1 protein-coding gene is annotated in these 1,009 nt (G+C 64.5%); it reads right to left on the bottom strand.

The features are described from left to right. A partial coding sequence (locus ABIB91_RS41675) for an IS5 family transposase (protein WP_354172993.1) occupies positions 1-998 on the bottom strand: 998 nt, incomplete at its 3' end. Between the last annotated feature and the right edge of the window lie 11 nt (positions 999-1,009).

Here is a 1,009-nt window from a genome sequence, read left to right as displayed (position 1 = left end):
CCGGTGAGCGTCTCGGTCCGGTCGATGACGTTCCGCAAGGTGTGACCGTCGTAGGGATTTTCGGGCAGCGAGCTGGCATGCAGTACGAACAGGCCGCCGGGAGCTCGGCGATTGTTGGTGACGATGGAGGCCTTCACGCCGAACTCGTAAGGGGCTGAGGCCTTGCCTTTGCCGATGCACTCCACCTCCGGGGCATGAAAGGAATAGAGCTTCCAGCCGCGCTGGCGCTGCTGCTGGGAGCGGATCTGGCTGGCTCGGCCAAGCGGAAGGGCGAATGCCTCCTCGAGGGCTGGCTGGCCCTCGATCTTGCGACGGATGTCGCGGATGATCCGGCCCAGCCGGCTGCGCAGGATACGCAACTGCCGCTGATGCCGCCCGAACTGTTTGGCATGGGCGTAGCGGCCCGCCATCATCGCAGCGGCCTTGGCCACGCGAGAATAGGATTGCCGGAGCCTGACGCTGTGCCTTCTCGCCAGGCGGTTGAGGCCCTGGATGGCCGCATGAAGCAGCTTGGCGTCGGTCGGGAAGGTGATGGCCTTCGGCTGCACCGTGGTGTCGACCGTGACGCGCTTGAGGTCCTGGCTGCGTAAGGCGCCGGCTTCGTGCGCCACCCGCAGGCTCTCGGCCAGCAGCAGCTCCAGCTTGTCGCCGAGCCGCTTGCGCCAATGGCTCAGGTCCGAGCGTTCGTGCGGGAAAGCGTGCCGGAAAAACTCTTCGCCGGTGAAGAACTGGAAATAAGGGTCGTGGACCCAGCGCTCGCACACCCCCTCATCGGACAGCCCGTAGATATGCTTGAGCAACAACAGCCCGATCATGAAGCGGGTCTCGATCCCCGGCCGGCCGTTCTCGCTGTAGAGCGGCGCGATCTCGCCGTCGATCCAGTCCCAATCGATCTTGCCGGCAAGCAGAACCAACTCGTGCTTCAGATTGATGATCTGGTCCAGCCGCGCCCGGAACAGATCGTTCGATCCCGTCGTCTTGTGCTTCTTCGGCCGCATCGTTCCCTCCG

Source organism: Bradyrhizobium sp. JR4.3 (assembly GCF_040547695.1).
GTDB classification, from domain to species: Bacteria; Pseudomonadota; Alphaproteobacteria; order Rhizobiales; family Xanthobacteraceae; genus Bradyrhizobium; species Bradyrhizobium canariense.
Note: the sequence above shows the minus strand (reverse complement) of the source record. Positions and strands in the feature narration are given on the sequence as shown.